At 72.2% G+C, this 18,668-nt stretch carries 12 protein-coding genes; all 12 read left to right on the plus strand.

Going from position 1 to position 18,668, the window contains the following annotated elements; all coding sequences use genetic code 11:
• Positions 1 to 3 precede the first annotated feature (3 nt).
• The 12 genes from UK12_RS11790 to UK12_RS11845 all read left to right on the plus strand — a co-directional run bounded on the left by UK12_RS11790 (position 4) and on the right by UK12_RS11845 (position 17,926).
• Positions 4 to 1,233 (plus strand): radical SAM protein, encoded by a 1,230-nt coding sequence (locus UK12_RS11790; RefSeq protein WP_045302658.1) that lies wholly within the window; start codon positions 4 to 6, stop codon positions 1,231 to 1,233.
• On the plus strand, positions 1,230 to 3,548 hold the full coding sequence (locus UK12_RS11795) for a lantibiotic dehydratase (RefSeq protein WP_045302660.1): 2,319 nt from the start codon (positions 1,230 to 1,232) through the stop codon (positions 3,546 to 3,548). The genes UK12_RS11790 and UK12_RS11795 overlap by 4 nt, the downstream gene beginning before the upstream one ends.
• Entirely contained in the window at positions 3,545 to 4,567 is a 1,023-nt protein-coding gene (locus UK12_RS11800) for an ABC transporter ATP-binding protein (protein ID WP_045302662.1), read from the plus strand. The genes UK12_RS11795 and UK12_RS11800 overlap by 4 nt, the downstream gene beginning before the upstream one ends.
• 11 nt (positions 4,568 to 4,578) lie before the next feature.
• Positions 4,579 to 5,394, plus strand: a complete 816-nt coding sequence (locus UK12_RS11805) for an ABC transporter permease (RefSeq protein ID WP_197084769.1) — start codon at positions 4,579 to 4,581, stop codon at positions 5,392 to 5,394.
• The gene (locus tag UK12_RS11810; protein WP_045302664.1) at positions 5,391 to 6,170 is read left to right on the plus strand and encodes an ABC transporter permease; all 780 of its coding nucleotides are present in this window, start codon (positions 5,391 to 5,393) and stop codon (positions 6,168 to 6,170) included. Before UK12_RS11805 ends, UK12_RS11810 begins: the two co-directional genes overlap by 4 nt.
• 19 nt (positions 6,171 to 6,189) lie before the next feature.
• Positions 6,190 to 7,233 (plus strand): MupA/Atu3671 family FMN-dependent luciferase-like monooxygenase, encoded by a 1,044-nt coding sequence (locus tag UK12_RS11815; RefSeq protein WP_045302666.1) that lies wholly within the window; start codon positions 6,190 to 6,192, stop codon positions 7,231 to 7,233.
• Between the two features lie 27 nt (positions 7,234 to 7,260).
• Complete coding sequence (locus UK12_RS11820) at positions 7,261 to 12,153, plus strand: non-ribosomal peptide synthetase (protein WP_052681813.1); 4,893 nt, start codon at positions 7,261 to 7,263, stop codon at positions 12,151 to 12,153.
• On the plus strand, positions 12,150 to 13,178 hold the full coding sequence (locus tag UK12_RS11825) for a phosphotransferase enzyme family protein (RefSeq protein ID WP_045302668.1): 1,029 nt from the start codon (positions 12,150 to 12,152) through the stop codon (positions 13,176 to 13,178). Before UK12_RS11820 ends, UK12_RS11825 begins: the two co-directional genes overlap by 4 nt.
• Before the next feature lie 13 nt (positions 13,179 to 13,191).
• On the plus strand, positions 13,192 to 14,109 hold the full coding sequence (locus UK12_RS11830; RefSeq protein ID WP_052681814.1) for an aldo/keto reductase: 918 nt from the start codon (positions 13,192 to 13,194) through the stop codon (positions 14,107 to 14,109).
• Positions 14,110 to 14,137: 28 nt separating this feature from the next.
• A complete protein-coding gene (locus UK12_RS11835) occupies positions 14,138 to 15,088 on the plus strand; it encodes a JmjC domain-containing protein (protein ID WP_045302670.1) in 951 nt (316 codons plus the stop codon).
• Positions 15,089 to 15,960: 872 nt separating this feature from the next.
• Positions 15,961 to 17,208 (plus strand): nucleotide sugar dehydrogenase, encoded by a 1,248-nt coding sequence (locus tag UK12_RS11840; protein WP_231591157.1) that lies wholly within the window; start codon positions 15,961 to 15,963, stop codon positions 17,206 to 17,208.
• 19 nt (positions 17,209 to 17,227) lie between these two features.
• The gene (locus UK12_RS11845) at positions 17,228 to 17,926 is read left to right on the plus strand and encodes a DDE-type integrase/transposase/recombinase (RefSeq protein WP_197084770.1); all 699 of its coding nucleotides are present in this window, start codon (positions 17,228 to 17,230) and stop codon (positions 17,924 to 17,926) included.
• Positions 17,927 to 18,668: the final 742 nt, after the last annotated feature.

Genomic DNA, 18,668 nt, shown 5'->3' on the forward strand with positions numbered 1-18,668 from the left:
GGCATGAGCGAGAGCACTCTGCCCGCGCAGCAGCGGCTGAGCAGCCACGTCGAGTGGACCGAGGCCCGCGTGGAGAACCGCGAGCTGAACCTCCGTGAGTTCGAGCAGCGGGCGACCCTCCTGCGCAGCCTGCCCCGGGTGCTGTTCGTCGAGCTGACCGAGAACTGCAACCTCTCCTGCCCGATGTGCCGCTCGGCCGGCAAGTTCGACCGCTCCCGCAACATGAGCCAGGAGCTGTTCGACCGGATCGCGGGCGAGCTGTTCCCCACCGCCGAGATCGTGGACCTGCGCGGCTGGGGCGAGAGCACGATTCTCAAGAACTTCCCCCGGTTCGTCGACCAGACCCTCGACTACGGCTGCCGGGTCCGCATGGTGACCAACCTGACGGCGTTCCACGAGGCGACCTGGCGCAAGCTCGTGCGTTCCGGCGCCCTGATCTCGGTGTCCTTCGACGCCGGCGAGCGCGAGACGTTCGGGCAGGTCCGCCGCGGCGCTGACATGGACGTGGTGCTGCGCAACCTGGAGGTGCTGGTCGACGAGGCACACGCCAGCGGGGTGGGCACCGGCAACATCCACCTCAACGTGACCGTGCAGCCCGCGGCGCTCGACGAGCTGACCACCATCGCCAAGCACGCGGCCCGGCTCGGCATCGGCATGCACCTCAGCCCGATCACCCTCCCGGACGGGCATCCGGACCAGCTGGTGCACCACCGTCCCGAGGTGGTCCGCGCGCTCGCCGAACTGGCGGAGGTGGCCGAGGCGACCGCGGTGGACGTGCAGCTCAACACGGCGCTGGACGAGCTGTGGGCCGACGACGGCGCGGCGAACAAGACCTGCACGCACCCGTGGATGTACCTGTACGTCAACTACCGCGGCGGCGTGGGCTTCTGCGACCACCTGATCGGCTCGCCCGCGGAGCACCACCTGGTGGGCGATCTGAACACCGCCGGCCCGCGCGAGATCTGGAACAACGAGCAGTACCTGTCGTTGCGCGCCCAGCACGCCGCCGGCCGCGAGCACATCGACCCGAAGTTCGAGGACTGCCGGTGGTGCTACCGCAACCGCTACCTGGACTTCGACCACGAGTCGTACCAACCGTACGAGCAGCACCGGACGCGGCTGACCCGCTCCCTGTGCGCGTCCTTCGTGCCCGGTCCGGCGATCGCGCCGCCGACGAGCCGGCTGCTGCCGTTGTCCGTCCGCCCGGCGCCCGCCGCCGAGGGGGACCGGTGACGGCGCCTCGGGACACGGACGAGCGCTCCCACCTGCTTCCGCTGGAGGGCTCCGACTGGGCCGTGTGGCGGGACGTCGTGCTGCGCGGCGCCGGCTTCCCGGTGACCGAGGCGGGCCGGCTCTCGGCGCCCGGCCTGGCGCAGGCCGCCGGTCTGCCGGACCAGGAGTTCGACGAGCTGTGGAAGGCGGAGCTCGAACGGCTGGCGGACTCGCTGCGCGAGGTGGCGGCCGACCCGCGCTTCCGCGAGGCCGTCGCCTGGCAGAACCCCGCCGCGGTGCGCAGCGCCGTGGACAAGGTCGGCCGGCCGGCCGAGCCGGGCCGCACCACGGAGCTCAAGCACCTGCAGCTCGTCGCCAACTACCTGCAGCGGTACACGGTCAAGAACGACACCATCGGCTTCTTCGGCCCGGCCGCCTGGGGCCGGCTGACCGAGTCCGACCGGCCGATGGACTGTGCCGGCGGGCCCGGCCTGCTCGCCGACCGCACGGTCTACTTCGAGAACTGGGCGATCGACACGCTCGCCCGGCGGCTGTCCGACCGGCCCGGCATGCGTCCGTGGCTGCGGCCGGTGCTCTCCGGCGGGGTGTTCGTGGACGACGACCGGCTGCTGCGCCCCTACCGGGACCCCGTCGAGCCGCCGCCCGGCGTCCTCGCCCTGCTCCGGCTGTGCGACGGATCGCGGACCCTCGCCGAGCTGGCCGCGCAGCGCGGCACCTCGACGGTCGACTCGGTCGTCGAGGAGCTGCGGCCGTGGCTGGACGACGGCGTGGTGCGGATGGACCTGAGCGGTCCGGTCGAGGCGCGTCCCGAACGGACGCTGCGGGAGCGGCTCGCCCTGGTCGGCGACCGGGAGCCGCGCGAGAGCGCGCTCGCCGCGCTCGACGAGCTGGAGCGCGGCCGGGACGCGGTCACCGCGGCGGCCGGCCGGCCGGACCGGCTGATGGCCGCCACCGCGGCGCTGGACGAGGCGTTCCGGCGGATCACCGGCAGCGACGCCGTACGCCGGCACGGCGAGATGTACGCCGGGCGGACCCTGGTCTACGAGGACACCAGGCGCGACGTGGAACTGGAGATCGGACGGCCGGTGCAGGCGGCGATCGGCGGGCCGCTCGGCCTGATGGCCGACAGCGCCCGGTGGTTCGCCGCCCGCGCCGGCCACAACTACCTGGACCTGTTCGGCTCCCTGCTCGACCGGCACAGCCGCGCCACCGGCCGCGACCGCCTTCCGCTGTCCCAGTTGCTGGGGATGGCCACCCGGCAGCTGACCACCCGCAGCGGGCCGCCGGAGCCGGTGGCGGACGCGGTGTCCCGGTTGCAGGCCAAGTGGGCGCGGATCCTCGACGTACCGGACGGCGCGCGGCGCCACGAACCGACCGTCGAGTCGATCCGGGACGCCGTCCGCCGGGAGTTCCCCGCGACCGCCCCGCTGTGGTCCGCGGCGCGGCACCACTCCCCCGACCTGATGATCGCCGCGGCCGGGCTGGGCGCGGTGCGCCGTGGGGAGTTCACGGCGGTGATGGGCGAGCTGCACCTGGCCACGAACACGCTGGAGGCCCGCCCCTTCGTGGAGCGGCACGCGGACGTCGGCCGGCTGCTCGAAGCCGCGGAGCGCGACCACGCCGGCCGCCGCTGGTACTCGGTGCCCAGCAAGGACTCGCCGCTGGTCAACTCCCGCAGCTACCCGGCCGCGCTGCTCTCGCCGCACTTCCGGTACTGGTGCCTGCACGACAGCGACACCGGCGCGCCCGGCCCGGTGCTCCCGTCCGCCGCCCTGGAGGTGTGCCGCGAGGACGGGCGCCTGGTGGTGGTCTCAAAGACCGGCGAGGGCCCGTGGGACCTGCTGGAGGTGCTCGCCGAGCAGGTATCCGCCGCGATCGTGGGCGCGTTCCGCCCGATGGCGCCGGCCCGGCACCTGCCGCGGATCTCGATCGGCCGGCTGGTGGTTCAGCGGGAGACCTGGAGCTTCGAGCCGGCCGAGCTGGAGTGGGCGTTCGCCAGGACCGCGGCCCGGCGGTTCCGGGCGGCGCAGGAGTTCCGGGCGGCGCACGACATGCCGGTGCGGACGTTCTCCCGCGTGCACACCGAGCGCAAGCCGACCCTGACCGACTTCAGCAGCGTCCTGATGCTCGAACAGACCGCGCGCGCGGTGCGCCGGGCGGCGGCGGACACCGCCGGACGCCGGAGCGTGACGATCTCGGAGATGCTGCCGGACCTCGGGCAGACCTGGCTGACCGACGCCGCCGGCGCGCCGTACACGGCCGAGCTCCGGATGGTGCTCGTCGACCCGCTCGCCGCCGAGGGGGCCCGGCTGTGACCCCGGCGGCCATCGAGGCCTCCGGGCTCGGCCGGTCGTTCACCGTGGCGGAACGGGACGCCGGGCTGCGCTCGGCGGTCGGCGTCCTGGTCCGCCGGCGCAAGCAGCAGGTGCACGCCCTCCAGGGCGTGGACATCCGCGTCGAGCCGGGAGAGATCGTCGGCGTCCTCGGCGCGAACGGAGCGGGCAAGACCACCCTGCTCAAACTGCTCTCCGGCCTGCTCCACCCCTCGGCGGGGTCGGTGCGCGTGCTCGGCCACGACCCGGCCCGGCGCGAGCCGGCCTACCTGCGCCGCATGGCGCTGGTCATGGGTAACCGGTACCAGCTGCAGTGGGATCTGCCCGCCGTCGACTCCTTCGAGCTCAACCGGGCGATCTACCGGATCCCGCGCGAGCGGTTCCGGCGGACCAGGGACGAACTGGTCGAACTGCTGGACCTCCGCGACCTGGTGCGCAAGCCGGTACGCAACCTCTCACTGGGCGAGCGGATGAAGATGGAGCTGGTCGGCTCGCTGCTGCACCGGCCGGAGATGCTGTTCCTGGACGAGCCGACCCTCGGCCTGGACGTCGCCATGCAGCGGCGGATCCGGTCATTCGTCGCCGAGTACAACCGGACCGGGTCCGCGACCGTGCTGCTGACCAGCCACTACATGGCCGACATCGAGGCGCTCTGCCGACGGGTCGTGGTGGTGCACTGCGGCCGGGTGCTCTACGACGGAGACCTGTCGCGGCTCGGCGAGCGCTTCGCCGCGCACCGCGACATCGAGGTGACGCCGACCGGTCCCGGCGTGGACCTGAGCGGGTTCGGCGAGTGCCGGCCCGCCTCCGCCGGGCGGCTGCGGGTTCGGGTCGAGGCGGCGCGGGTGCCGGAGGTGACGACCCGACTGCTGGCCGGAGGCGAGGTCACCGACCTCACGGTGACGCGGCCCGCGATCGAGGACGTCATCGAGCACATCTTCACCTCCGACGCGGTCGACCTGCGGGCCGACGGCGCCCCGGCCCCGGCGGCAGCGCCGTGACGGCCGGGGAGGTGGCGGGCCGCGTGCGGGCGCTGGGCGCCTTCTACGCGGCCGCAGGCCGGCAGTCGATGACCCAGCAGCTGACCTACCGCGCCAGCAGCCTGCTGCTGATGACCGGCATGCTCGTCGAGCCGGTGATCTACCTGGTCGTGTGGTCGGCGATCGCCCGCTCCCAGGGCGGATCCGTCGACGGGTACACGCCCGGCACCCTGGCGGCCTACTACATCACCTGGACCCTGGTGCGGAACATGAACGTCGGCTACGCACCGGCCGGGTTCGAGCACCGGATCACCACCGGCCGGATGTCGGGCCGGATGCTGCTGCCGATCCATCCGATCCACTACGACCTGGCCGGCTTCGGCGGGGCCAAGATCGTCTGGATCGCCCAGTGGCTCCCCGTCGCCGCCGTGCTCGTGCTGCTGTTCCACCCGACGGCGCATCCGACCCCGGCCGGCGTGCTGGTGTTCCTGGTGTCGATCTGGGCGGCGTTCGTGATCCGCTCGCTGTTCCTGTGGCTGATCGGGCTGATCACGTTCTGGACCACCAGGGCGAGCGCGCTGTTCGAGCTCTACCTCCTGTTCGAGCTGCTGCTGTCCGGGCGGCTGGTGCCGCTCGCACTGCTGCCGGGGTGGATGCGGAGCGCGGCCGGGTGGTTCCCGTTCGAGTGGACGTTCAGCTTCCCGATCGACGCGCTGATCGCCCCCGGCCCGGCCCCGCGGCTGCTGGCAGGGCTGGGCGTCCAGGCGCTGTGGATCGGCGTCGGAGCGCTGCTCGTGGCGGTGGTCTGGCGGCGCGCCGTGCGCCGGTTCACGGGGGTGGGCGCGTGAACCTGCGACTGGCCGCGCTCTACCTGCGCCTGCTGCTGCTCAACGAGCTGCAGTACCGGGCGAACTTCCTGCTGCGCATCGTCACCTCCGTGCTGTCCCTGGGCACCGCGGTGATCACCCTGGCCCTGGTCTTCCGCCAGGTCCAGCGGCTGGACGGCTGGGACCTGGACCAGCTGGTGGTCCTGGCCGGCGTCTACACCACGCTCAGCGGCTTCACCCAGATGCTGGTGATGCCCAACGCACTGGCCCTGCTGACGGACATTCAGGAGGGCACCCTCGACGCGGTGCTGCTCAAGCCCGCCGGCGCCCTGCTGACCGTCAGCGTCCGCTCGTCGAAGGTGTGGCAGGGGCTGGACGTGGCGATCGGCCTGGCCACGACGGCGACCGGTGCGGCGCTCTCCGGCGGTGTGAGCCTGTCGGCGGTCCCGGTCTTCGCCGTCACGCTGCTGTGCGGGGCCGCGCTGATCTACAGCTTCCTGATGTCGATCGCCATCAGCGCGTTCTGGTTCGTGAAGCTGGACAACGTCGCCGAGCTGTTCTCGGGCCTGTTCCAGGCGGCCCGCTGGCCGGTCGGCCTCTACCCCGGGTGGATGCGGATCGGACTCACCGTCCTGATCCCGATCGGCCTGGCCGTCACCCTGCCCGCCGAAGTCCTCACCTCCCGGGCCACCGGGGCGGGCCCGGCCGCGCTGGCCGCCTTCGCCGCCGCCGGCCTCGCCTTCACCCGGTTCCTGTGGCGGCGCGGTCTGCGGCACTACTCGGGTGCCTCAGCCTAAAACCTCGTACGGAGATCCTGTGGACATCAGCCTCTTCTATTTCGCCGACGATGCGTCGCGCACCGACCAGGGACGCTACGACCTGCTGCTCGACGGGGCCCGGCTGGCCGACGACGCGGGTCTGCACGCGGTGTGGACACCGGAGCGGCACTTCCATCCCTTCGGGGGTCTCTACGCCAACCCGGCGGTCACCGGCGCGGCGGTCGCAGCCGTCACCCGCCGGGTCGGGGTGCGGGCCGGGAGCGTCGTGCTGCCGCTGCACGATCCGATCCGCGTCGCGGAGGAGTGGGCCATGGTGGACAACCTCTCGAACGGGCGCGCCGCGATCGCCTTCGCGTCCGGCTGGCACGCGGTGGACTTCGCCCTGACCCCCGAACCCGAGACCGCCTACCGGGAGCGCAAGACCACGCTGGCGCAGCACATCGAGGTGGTGCGCAGGCTGTGGGCCGGCGAGGAGGTCAGCCGGCTGGACGGCGGCGGCGAGCGGGTCGGCGTCCGGATCTACCCCGCACCCGTGCAGCCGGAGCTGCCGTTCTGGATCACCAGCTCCGGCCGCCCGGACACCTTCCGGCTGGCCGGCGAACTGGGCGGCAACCTGCTGACCCACCTGCTCGGCCAGCGCCCGGACGTGCTGCGGCGGAACATCGCGCTCTACCGGGAGACGCTGGCCGCCCGGCACGGAAGCCCGGCGCGCGGCCGGGTCACGCTGATGCTGCACACCCTGCTCGGCCGCTCCGACGCCGAGGTGCTGGAGCTGATCCGGGAGCCGTTCAGCGGCTACCTGGCCAGCTCCCTGGACCTGACCGGCACGTCCGGGCCGACCGTCGAAGGCATCGACGAGTTGACCGAGGCGGACCGCCAAGCCCTGCTGCGCCGGGCCTTCGACCGCTACTCGCGCGACAGCGGCCTGTTCGGGTCCCCGGACACCGCGCGCCGCACCCTGCGCTCCTTCGAGGACATGGGGGTCGACGAGGTGGCCTGCCTGATCGACTTCGGCGTCGAGCCCGAGGCCGTGCTGAGCGGCCTGCACCGGATCGCCGACCTGGCCCGTGAGAACGCCTGAGTTCCCGAACGAGAAACGAGAAGACCGATGACACTGCACGAACTCGTCGCCGCCGCGGCGCGGCGCGACCCGCAGGCGCCGGCGGTGATCACCTCGCACCGCACGCTCAGCTACGCCGAGCTGGACGGCCTGGCCGAGGCCGTGGCCGGACGGCTGCGCGGATCGGTGCGCCCCGAAGAACTGGTCGCCGTGGCCCTGGACAAGGGCTGGGAGCAGATCGTCGCGGTCCTGGGCGTCCTTAAGGCCGGGGCGGCCTACCTGCCGCTCTCCACCGACCTGCCCGAAGCCCGGCTCCGGCAACTGGTGGAGCTCGGCCGCTGCTCCCACGTGCTCACGCAGGCCTCGCTGCTGACCTCCGCGGCCTGGCCGGCGGACGCGGCCGTCTCCACCCTGGAGGGCCTCGTCCCCGCGCCGGCCGGACCGGCCGCGGGCACCCGGGACAGCCTGGCCTACGTCATGTTCACCTCGGGCTCGACCGGCACGCCCAAGGGCGTGATGGTGGAGCACGGCGGCGTCGCGGACACCGTGCTGGAGATCAACCGGCGCTTCGGCGTCGGGCCACGGGACAGGTCCCTCGCGCTGACCTCGCTCAGCTTCGACCTGTCGGTCTACGAGATCTTCGGCCCGCTGGCCGCCGGCGGCGCGGTCGTCGTACCGGACCCGGAGCGTGCGGGCGACCCGGCGCACTGGGCCGAGCTGATGGAGCGGCACGGGGTCAGCCTCTGGCACACGGTGCCGGCGCTGCTGGAGATGCTCGTGTCCTGGCTGGGCGAATCCGGCACGCCGGCGCCCGGGCCGCTGCGCCTCGCGGTGCTCAGCGGCGACTGGATCCCGGTGGGCCTGCCGGACCGGGTGCGCGACCGGTACCCCGCGGCCCGCGTGGTGAGCATGGGCGGCGCGACCGAGACCTCGATCAACTCCCTCGTCTACGAGATCGGCGACGTCGACCCGTCCTGGACCAGCATCCCCTATGGCGACCCGCTGCCGGGCGAGGGCTTCCTCCTGCTCGACGACGCGCTCGCGCCGGTCCCGGCCGGGACGGCCGGCGAGCTCTGCATCACCGGCACCGGCCTCGCCCGGGGCTACTGGGACGACCCGCGGCAGACCGAGGCCGCCTTCGTCCGGCACCCCGGGCTCGGCGTGCGCATGTACCGCACCGGTGACCGGGCCCGGGTCCGCCCCGACGGCACGCTGGAGTTCCTCGGGCGGAGCGACCTGCAGGTCAAGATCCACGGATTCCGGGTCGAGCTCGGCGAGATCGAGGCCGCGCTGCGCGGCGCCGCCGGCGTCGACCAGGCGGTCGCCGTCGCGCTCGGCCCGAGGACGGCGCGCGACCGCGTCGTCGCCTTCGTCACCCCCGGCCCGCACGCCGCGCCCGACGAGGCGGCGGTCACCGCCGAGCTCGCCGCACGGCTGCCCGGCCACCTCGTCCCGCAGCGGATCCACGTGGTCGCGGACCTCCCGCTGACCACGAACGGGAAGGTCGACCGGGCCGCGCTCGCCGCGACGGCCGCCGCGACGGGCGGCCCGGACGCCGAGCCGCCGCGGCCCGGTACCGAACAGCAGCTCGCCGGCATCCTCACCGAACTGCTCGGCCGCCCCGTCGCGGACCGCTCGGCCGACTTCTTCGCGCTCGGCGGCAACTCGCTGCTGTCCGTCCAGTTCGTCACGCGGCTGCGCCGGCGGCTCGGGCTCGACGTCCCGCTGGGCCTGCCGCTGCGGCGGCGCACGATCGCCGGGATGGCCGAGGCGCTCGCGGACCTGCCCGCCGTGCGCGAGGCCGCGGAGCCGAGGCTGGCGCCGCGCGCCGGCGCCGGGGCGGCACCGGTCTCCTTCGGCCAGGAACAGGTGATCTTCCTCGACCAGCTGGCCGGGGGCGACCGCGCCTACCACTTCCAGTGCGTCATCCGCTTCCGCGGCGAGCTCCGGCCGGACCTCGTCCAGCGGGCCCTGACCGAGGTCACCCGGCGGCACGAGATCCTGCGCACCACCTTCCACCTCACCGAGAGCGGCCCGATCCAGGTGGTGCACGATCCGGCCGAGGTGCCGCTGCACGAGCTCGATCTGCGCGGCGTCCCGGACGCCGACCGCGAAGCGGCGCTGACCGCCGCGCTCCGCGCCGAGTTCGACCGCGACTTCGACCTCGCCACCGGCCCGCTGGCCGTGTGGACCCTGATCCGGCTGGCGCAGGACGACTGGGCCCTGGTCGAGACCGAGCACCACCTGGTGCACGACGGCTGGTCGGTCTCGGTGTTCTGGCGGGAGATCGGCGAGCTCTACTCGGCGTGGGCGGACGGGCGCGAACCCGAACTCGCCGACCTGCCGGTCCAGTTCTCCGACTACGCCGCCTGGCAGCGGGAGCGCTACGCCGTCCGGCGCGGGCAGGTGCTTCCGTACTGGACGAGCCGGCTGGCCGGCTCGGGCACCTTCGACCTGGCCGTGAGCCGGCCGCGCCCGCCCAAGCAGACCTTCCGCGGCGCGGCGATCCGGGTCGCGGTGCCCGACGACCTCTACGCCCGGCTGCGCGCGTGCGGGCGGGCGGAGGGCGTGTCGCTGTTCGTCGTCATGTTCGCCGGGTTCGCCGTGCTGATGAACCGTTACAGCGGGGCCCGCGACCTGACCATCGGCTCCTGGCTGGCCAACCGCGACACCCCGGAGACCGAGAACCTGCTCGGCATGCTGGTCAACATGGTCGGCATGCGGCTGAAGCTGGACGAGGAGCTGTCCTTCCAGGAGCTGCTCGGCCGGACCCGCGACGCCGTGCTGGAGGCGCTGGCGCACGGCGAGGCCCCCTTCGAGGACGTCGTCCGCTCGTTGGACCTGCCGCGCGACCCGAGCCGGAACGCGCTGGTGCAGACCTGCTTCAGCTTCCACGACTCGCCGGTGCCGTCGTTCGACTGGCCAGGGGCTCGGGGCGCGCTGGTCGAGCACAACAACGGCAGCGCCAAGTTCGACCTCAACATCGTCGTCATCCCCCGGGCCGAGCAGCTGCGCCGGGCGGGCGACCCGCGCGAGCGGGAGAAGCTCGCCCTGATGTGGGAGTTCAACACCGACCTGATCGACCAGGACGCGGCGCAGCGCATGGTCGACCACTACCTGCGGCTGCTGACTTCGGCGGTGGAGGATCCGGGCGCGGCGGTCGACGCCCTGGACATGCTCGTGCCCGAGGACCGCACGGCCATCGCCGCCTCGGGCGGTGCCGCGCGGGACTTCCCGGCCGAGGACGACGCCGTCGCGCTCATCGCGCGCCAGGCCGCCGCGCGCCCGGAGGCCCCGGCGGTCACGGCGGGCGGGCGGACGCTGACCTACGCCGAACTCCGGGCGCGGGCCGGCGGGCTGGCCGGCCGGCTGGCCGCGCTCGGCATCGGCCCCGGCCACCGGGTCGGCCTGTGCGTCGACCGCTCCGTCGCCGCCGTGGTCGGACTGCTGGGCGTGCTGCAGACCGGCGCCGCCTTCGTGCCGCTGGACCACCGGCACCCCGCGGCCCGAAACGAATATGTGCTGGACGACGCGGACGTCAAGGTCATCGTGACCACTCCGGAGCTCGGCGGCCTGTTCCCCGGCCGTCACCGGGAGTTCGTCAACGGCACACCCGGACCGGCACCCGAGTACGCCGCCGACCCCGGGAGCGAGGCGTACGTGCTCTACACCTCGGGCTCGACCGGCCGGCCCAAGGGCGTACGAGTCCCGCGGCGCGCGCTGGCCGGGCTGCTGGCCTCGATGCGGGACCGGATCGGCTTCACCGAGGCCGACACGCTGCTGGCCGTGACCACGCTGGCCTTCGACATCTCGCTGCTGGAACTGCTGCTCCCGCTCGTGTCCGGCGGCCAGGTGGTCATCGCCGACGAGAGGCCGGCCTCGGACGGGGAGGCGCTGGTCGGCCTGCTGGCCCGGCACTCGGCGACGGTCATGCAGGCGACCCCGCTGACCTGGCGCATGCTGGTGGCCGCGAAGTGGTGGCCGGCCAACCGGTTCACCGCGCTGTGCGGCGGCGAGGCGATGCCCGCGGACCTGGCGGCGGAGCTGGTCGAACGGGCCGCCGTGTGCTGGAACCTGTACGGCCCCACCGAGACCACCATCTGGTCGACGGCGTACCGGCTCGACGGCGGCGAGTCGCCGGTGCCGATCGGCACGCCGCTGGCCAACACCCTGGCCCGGGTCCTCGACGACCGGCTGCGGCCGGTGCCGCCGGGCCTGCCGGGCCAGCTCTACCTGGGCGGTACCGGCGTCGCCGACGGCTACACCGCCGCCGGACTCACCGAGGAGCGCTTCACCGCCCTGCCCGGCGAGGACGGCCGGTTCTACCGGACCGGCGACGTGGTGCGGTTGCGGAGCGACGGCGGGCTCGAGTTCCTGCACCGCGCGGACCGGCAGCTGAAGCTGCGGGGCTACCGGATCGAGCCGACCGAGATCGAGCAGGTGCTGCTCGCCCACCCTGCCGTGGCGGATTGCGCCGTCGAGCCGAAGGGCGACCCGGCCAGACTGATCGGCTACGTCGTCAAGGCCGACGCCGCCGTGACCTCCGCCGAACTGACCGAGCACCTCGCGGCCGCGCTGCCCGCCTACATGGTGCCGCAGGCACTCGTCGACCTGGATCAGCTGCCTCTGTCGCCGAGCGGCAAGCTGGACCGGGCGGCGCTGCCGGAGCCCGGCCCGTCGGCCGAGACCGCGGACCCGGCCGACCGCGCCCCGCTGACCGGGCCCGAGCAGGAGATGGCCGCGCTCTGGTCGGAGGTACTCGGCGGTGTCGCCGTGGGGCCCGACGACGACTTCTTCGAGATCGGCGGGCACTCCCTGCTGGCACTGCGCCTGGTGTCCAGGGTCCGGGCGAAGCTGGGCGGCGCGATCAGCGTGGACACGGTGTTCGACTTCCCGACGGTGCGGTCGATGACGGCCGAGCTGGGCCGGACGGGCCGATGAGCGCCCGGCAGGCGTTCGCCCCCACACCGGCCGCCGCGGCCTACGTGGGGGAAAGGTTCGGGCTGGCCGGCACCGCGCTCGGCGCGGAGCCGACGGCCCGCGGGCTGTGCGGCCGGATCTGGGAGCTGACGGCCGCCGGCACCCGGCACGCGCTCAAGGAGCTGTTCTGGGACGACGACCAGGACGAGCAGGAGATCCGCGGCCGGGTCCGGTTCGAGACGGCGGCGCGGGCCGCCGGGGTCGGGTGCCCGCAGAGCCTGCCCACCGTGGACGGCGACTACCTCTGCCGGCTTCCCCCTGAACTCGGGAACGTCTACGTCCGGCTCTACAGCTGGATCGACGGCAGGCCCCTGACTCCCGCGGACCATGCCGCCGAGCACGCCGCGGACTGGCTCGGCGACTGCCTGGCCCGGCTGCACCGGCTGGCTCTGCGGGACCCGGGTGCCGGTGCGCCGGACAGCAGGTTCGAGCGCGTGCCGACCGCGGATCAGTGGCAGGAGCTGCTCGACGCGCTGCGCGCGCAGCGCGTCGAGTGGGCCGACGGGCTCGAACGGCTGATGCCCGCGGTCGGGGAGCTGTCCGAGCTCGTCGTCCCCTTGGACCGGGACGCCCTGGTCATGTGCCACCTCGATCTCACGCCCGCGAACGTGATGCGTGAGCGCACCGGCGGGTTCGTGCTCGTCGACTGGGACAACGCCGGACCGGGCTCGGCCGACCACGAGCTCGCCGCGGCCCTGATGGCCTGGCACGCGCCCGACGGCCGGGCGCGGACGGACCGCGTCGCCGCCACGGCGGCCGCGTACGCACGGGCTGGCGGCCCCGGCCGCGTCAGGGACCTGTCGTGCTTCTCCGGGTACCTGGGCACGGTCCTCAACAACCTGTACACGCAGGCGTCGGTCGCGATCGCGGCGGACGCGCACGAAGAACACCGAGAGCTCGCGCGGACCAAGGTCCGGCAGGTGATGGCGAACCTGCCCAGCCGGTCCGCACTCGAACAAGTCGGCCTGAGCGCCGAGAACCGATGAGAGGGACACAGCGATGACGATGAAGTACGGGAAGATCGCCGGCGTGGACCGCGAGGTCTCGCGCATCACGCTCGGCACGTCCGGCATGCGGACGTACGAGAAGGCCGCACCCCTGCTGGAGCACTTCTTCGGGCAGGGCGGCAATCTCCTGGACACGGCCTTCGCCTACGGCGGCGGCGTGTGCGAGGAGGTCCTCGGCACGTGGCTGGCCCGCAACACGCCGGACGAGCCGCCGGTGATCATCGCCAAGGGGGCGCACCCGCCGAAGTGCGCGCCCGAGACGATCACCGAAGAGCTCTCGATCTCCTTGGAGCGCCTGGGCGTCCAGTGTGTGGACGTGTACCTGCTGCACCGCGACGACGAGCAGGTCCCGGTCGGCGAATGGGTGGACGCGCTGGAGGCCGAGGTCCGCGCCGGCCGGATCGGCGCCTACGGCGGTTCCAACTGGCGACGGGCCCGCGTCGAGGAGGCCACCGCGTACGCGCGTTCCACGGGCGGGCAGGGCTTCGCCGCGGTGAGCAACCACTTCGCGCTGGCGGAGATGGCCGAGCCGCTGTACCCGGGGTGCATCGCCGCCGATGAGGACGACCTCGCCTGGTTCGCCCGGAATGACGTGGCACTGATCCCCTGGTCCAGTCAGGCGCGCGGGTTCTTCTCCAGCGTCGACCCCGGCCTGCTCGACCCGAACATGGTGCGCTGCTGGGACACGCCGGCCAACCGCGGCCGCCGCGAGCGCGCCCAGCGGCTGGCCGCGCGGCTCGGCGTCGAGACGATCAACGTCGCCCTCGCCTACGTGCTGGCGCACCCGGCGGCCTTCCCCATCATCGGGCCCCGCGACCCGGCCGAGGCCGCGATCGCGCTCGGTGCCCTGAACATCGAGCTCGACGCCGCCGCGCTCGCCGAGCTGAACGGCGACGGGCGGCTGGGCTGAGCCCACCGGCCGGACAGGGAGGAATACGATGACGAGTCGGGAAGTACTGCCGAGCCTGGTCGGCGACGTCTCGGACTTCTACGCGAAACACTGGCGCACCGCTCCGGCGGTGTTCAGGCCGCGCGAGCGGGAGCAGGCGCCCGACTCGACGGGCCCGATCGGGTCGCCCAGCCCGATCAGCCTGCGGGAGGTCGACGACGCGATCGATTCGGGACTGCTGCGCGTGCCCTACGTGGAAATGGTGCGCAAGTCCACGCCGATCGACGCAGGCGACTACACGAAGGCTCGCACCGTCAACAACGTGCTCGCCGAGGGCTTCGCGGACGCCGAGGGCATCAGGCGCATGATGGACGACGGCGTGACCCTGCTGCTGCGCAATGTGGAGCACTGGCACATGGCCACCCGCGAGGCCGCCACGCTGCTCGAACGGAAGCTCGGGCACCGCGTCGAGGCGTTCCTGTTCGCGACCCCGCCCGGCGAGCAGGGTCTGCCCGTACACCGCGACGACGCCGACGTGCTGCTGGTGCAGATCCAGGGCGGCAAGCGCTGGAAGGTCTACGACGGACCGCGCAACACCGCCTGGTCGCCGGGCCGGGCCGGCAACGTGGGCCCGGCGCTGCTGGCGGAGGTCGTGCGCGAGGGCGAGGTGCTCTACATCCCGCGCGGATACGCACACGAGGCGGTCGGAGAGCAGGACGAGCTGTCCGTTCACCTGTCGTTCACGATCCGGGAGGTCGGCCGGTCCGAGCTGTATTCGGCGTTGGAGCGCCTGTTGCTGGACGGGATGCCGCTCAACCACCGCCCCCGCACCGAGCAGGAGCTGCTGGACGACGCCGAGCACCTGCTGGACCGGTTCCGTGCCGGGGCCGACCGCCTCACCGCCGCCGATGTCCTCGCCGAGGCACGCCGGGCGGAGGCCATCGGCGGTGAACCCGCCCGATCCGCGCTGGCCAGGCGCACAGTGGAGACGCCTTCGTGACGCTGGCATGAACGCCTTGAAGCCCCTGCGGATCCGGCGGCGTGTTCAATTCGGACGGCGTCCACCCATCGAGGCGGAGCCCACCGCGGCGATCGGCGCGGCACCGTTCCAGCGCACCCCGGAGCGCACGCCATCCGGACGGCGCGGCCGGGACTTCCCGGTCACCGCCGGGGAGACGATGTGGTGGTTGACCCGGGCCTTGAACTCGGCGATCTCGGCGTCCAGCAGTGCCTGGTTGATCCGGCGGCGCCGCTGCGGCAGGGACGGCGAGAACCTGCTTCACGATGCCCGTTGTGCTGGTTCAACTACCGGGACACCTCGAGCGACTGGAGCGCCGACTCGCCGCTCCAGGAGGCTCCGGAGCCCACCGGCCCCAACCGGTCGCGGGTCGTGTAGTTGACCGTTGGATCCGCATTCCGCTGTTGTTGACCTGCGGCGATCGCCTCGCGAGCCGGAACGCCCGGCTCGCGGGCTGCGCGCTGCGCGCTGCCGTCACGATCCGCCGGAATGTCCGACAAGTACCGGCATTCGTACGCCGGTTCCACTGCCGGAATTTCGACGTGATGGACGTCACTGTATTTCGTAGCATTACACCGCCGTCACCCAAGGGATGTGTGCGACCATCTTTTCAGAATTCGCAGGTGCCTCTCGTCAATGGGTTGACAGTACAGAGGCCCTTCCTTTCGAGTGGAGGCAGTTTCCGTAGTCGCCGCACCGGCGGTGGATCGATTCATTTTTGTTGGAATTCGGCAGTCGGCGCCATGATCAGTTCCCGCGCCGAGGTGAACCGGACAAGTCATCCACTCTTGAATATTGTCCAAGCGTCATTCTGGGGGGTTGTGCGCACAATGAGCTCCCGTACAAATATTGATTTGGTCGCGGTCGGCCTGGGCTATGTGGGCCTACCGCTGGCCCGTGGGGCCGCTCGGGCGGGCCTGCGGGTGGCAGGCTTGGACCTGAGCCGTCCGGTGGTGGACGGGCTCAACGCGGGGCGCTCCCACGTCGATGACATTTCCGACGCCGACGTGGCGGCGATGCTGGACCACGGGTTCAGGGCCACCACCGAGGCCTCGGTGATCGCCAGCGCGAAGGCGGTGGTGATCTGCGTGCCGACGCCGTTGACCGAGCATGGGGCTCCCGACCTGTCCGCGGTGAACAGCGCGGTCGCCATGGTGGCCGATCACCTGCGAGCCGGGACGCTGGTGGTGCTGGAGTCGACGACCTACCCGGGCACGACCGATGACGTCGTCCGGCCAGCGCTGGAGGCCGGCGGACTGCGCGTCGGGATCGACTTCCACCTCGCTTTCTCCCCCGAGCGCATCGACCCGGGAAATCCCGACTTCGGACTTGAGAACACCCCCAAGGTGGTCGGGGGGTGCACTCCGGACTGTACGAAGTCCGCCCGCCGGCTCTACGAGCATTTCGTCGGGGAGGTGGTGGAGGCCAAGAGCCCGCGGGAAGCAGAGATGGCGAAACTCCTTGAGAACACCTACCGGCACGTCAACATCGCGCTGGTCAACGAGATGGCCATGTTCTGCCGTGAGATCGACGTCGACCTGTGGGATGCCATCCGCTGCGCCTCGACAAAGCCGTTCGGATTCGCCCCGTTCTATCCCGGGCCCGGCGTGGGAGGCCACTGCATTCCCATCGACCCGAATTACCTCTCCTACAAAGTCCGGTCGCTGGGTATTCCGTTCCGGTTCGTCGAGCTGGCGCAGGAGATCAACCAGCGGATGCCGGTGCACGTCGTCCAGCGGTCGGTCGATCTGCTCAACGGCCGGGGCAAGGCGATGAACGGCTCTCGGGTGCTGCTGCTGGGTGTCACCTACAAGCCCGACATCTCCGACCAGCGCGAGACGCCGGCCACCGCGCTCGTGCTCGAACTGCGACGACGCGGGGCGGACGTCCGGTACTACGATCCCAAGGTCGCGACCTGGGGCGTGGCCGGAACACCGGTGGAGCGGGTGACGGACTACCTGGCCGACGCCGAGACGGCCGACCTCACGATCCTGCTACAGCCCCACAGCGACATCGACGTCATCAAGCTCGCCGATCGCGCAGCCCTGCTCTTCGACACGCGGGGGAAGACCCTCGGGCACCCGCGAGCGGTGCAGCTGTGACCATCCCACACGACCAGACGTGTCCCACGTGCTCCTGGCCACCCACCCCGCAAAGGCCGTCCCGGAGCTGGTCGCCACCGCCCCCTCGCAGGTGTTCACCTGGGACATCACCAAGCTGGCCGGGCCGGAGAAGGGCATCTGCTTCCACGCGTACGTGATCATCGACATCTTCAGCCGCTACGTGGTCGGCTACACCGTTGAGCGCGCCGAATCGGCCGAGCGGGCCGAGGAGTTGATCCGCGAGACCATCGAGCGCAACGGCATCGTGCCCGAGACCGTGCATGCCGACCGCAGCACCTCGATGACCTCCAAGAAGGTCTCCCAGCTGCTGATCGACCTCGGCGTGACCAGGAGCCACTCCAAGCCGAAGGTGAGCAACGACAACCCCTACGGCGAGGCGCACTTCCGCACCACCAAGTACACCCCGGACTTCCCCGAGCGGTTCGATTCGCCGGCGCACGCCCGCGAGTGGTTCGACGCGTTCATCGCCTACTACAACCACCAGCACCGGCACTCCGGGATCGGCCCGCACACCCCCGCTTCGGTGCACTTCGGCACCGCCGACGAGATCCGCGACCAACGCGCGGTCACTCTCGCCGAGGCCTACCAGCGGCATCCCGAACGCTTCGCGAAGCGCCCCCAGCCACCCGAGATACCCGAGCAGGCCTGGATCAACGACCCATCCCGACGCGCAGAACCCGCACAACAAGGCTCATAACGCCACAATCGTCTCATTTGACTTGACAATTACCGGGGGGCGCGCCAGGGCCCGACCGGAGCAGACGTGGAAGAGCTGGGCAGACCAGCGGACACCGCACGCCCTCCAGCCCGTCACCCCGACAAAACCGGCGCCGCGATCACCCCGGATTCAGCTCGGTGGATCCGGGCTCAGGGTAAGGGCAATTGCATGTGTGACGGACCCGGCCTGCACCTGTCTGGGCCCTCAGGTGTTGGACCAGGCGGGCGCTGAACGGCAGAGCCCTCAGATGACGGCGGCGCGGTCCGGGCGTGGTGCTGCCCCGGCACGGGCGCCGAGTTGGCGTGCACCGGGGCGGGAGGTCCCTGGTTGGCCTACTCGGACTTGACATGAGGTGAGGCCTCGTCAGTCAGGGCTCTCGGGGGTCATGGGCCGGGTGGGTGGTTCTGATCTGGTGAACGGGTGGTTGGGTAGTGCGCCTGGAACCTGGCGACTTGCATTCGTCGACACGCTGGCGGTCAGCCCATGTTTCCGGCGAGGGGACCCGCCCGTGCTACCCGAGAGAAACTCGCCTGCGCTTCGGCAGGTACCGATCGTGGCGAGGGGAGCGCTGGCTGCCGTCGCCGCGCTCTGTCTGGCCTCGGCGTCGGTGGCCCTTCTGCCGTCGAAGGCGTCGGCGGCCGGCGCCCCGGCGGCTCCGGCGAACCGAGCCGCGAAAGGCGCCGCGCCCAACTCCCGTATCCGCGCAAGTGCTGAGCCCTCG

Source organism: Saccharothrix sp. ST-888 (assembly GCF_000955975.1).
Classification (GTDB): Bacteria; Actinomycetota; Actinomycetes; order Streptomycetales; family Streptomycetaceae; genus Kitasatospora.

Excerpts from the sequence above, each read along its gene's own strand:
- UK12_RS11790 (WP_045302658.1), top strand. The coding sequence starts at position 4 with ATGAGCGAGAGCACTCTGCCCGCGCAGCAGCGGCTGAGCAGCCACGTC.
- UK12_RS11820 (WP_052681813.1), top strand. The coding sequence starts at position 7,261 with ATGACACTGCACGAACTCGTCGCCGCCGCGGCGCGGCGCGACCCGCAG.
- UK12_RS11825 (WP_045302668.1), top strand. The coding sequence starts at position 12,150 with ATGAGCGCCCGGCAGGCGTTCGCCCCCACACCGGCCGCCGCGGCCTAC.
- UK12_RS11830 (WP_052681814.1), top strand. The coding sequence starts at position 13,192 with ATGACGATGAAGTACGGGAAGATCGCCGGCGTGGACCGCGAGGTCTCG.
- UK12_RS11835 (WP_045302670.1), top strand. The coding sequence starts at position 14,138 with ATGACGAGTCGGGAAGTACTGCCGAGCCTGGTCGGCGACGTCTCGGAC.